1 pseudogene is annotated in these 222 nt (G+C 45.5%); it reads left to right on the top strand.

The features are described from left to right. A pseudogene (locus HGT73_RS14695) lies at positions 1-222 on the top strand (HNH/endonuclease VII fold putative polymorphic toxin); the annotation flags it as partial.

Here is a 222-nt window from a genome sequence, read left to right as displayed (position 1 = left end):
CTGCTAGGTATTGGTGCCGCAAACACTGTGCTAGATAATCTCTCGTCATCTGAACGAGATTATGTCTTTAGCGTAGCCATGTCCGGCAAGGCTGATCTGATAGAACAATTAACCCCGGAACAACGGGCTGCCTATAATTATATGGTAGGGCAGGATCAAAAAGGCTTAATCACTGTCTTCCCGAAACCGGATAGAGAACCGACAGACGGTAAGTTGATTAAT

It is taken from the genome of Rosenbergiella australiborealis (genome assembly GCF_018494035.1).
In the GTDB taxonomy this organism is placed as follows: Bacteria; Pseudomonadota; Gammaproteobacteria; order Enterobacterales; family Enterobacteriaceae; genus Rosenbergiella; species Rosenbergiella australiborealis.
This window is presented reverse-complemented; position numbering and strand designations above follow the sequence as displayed.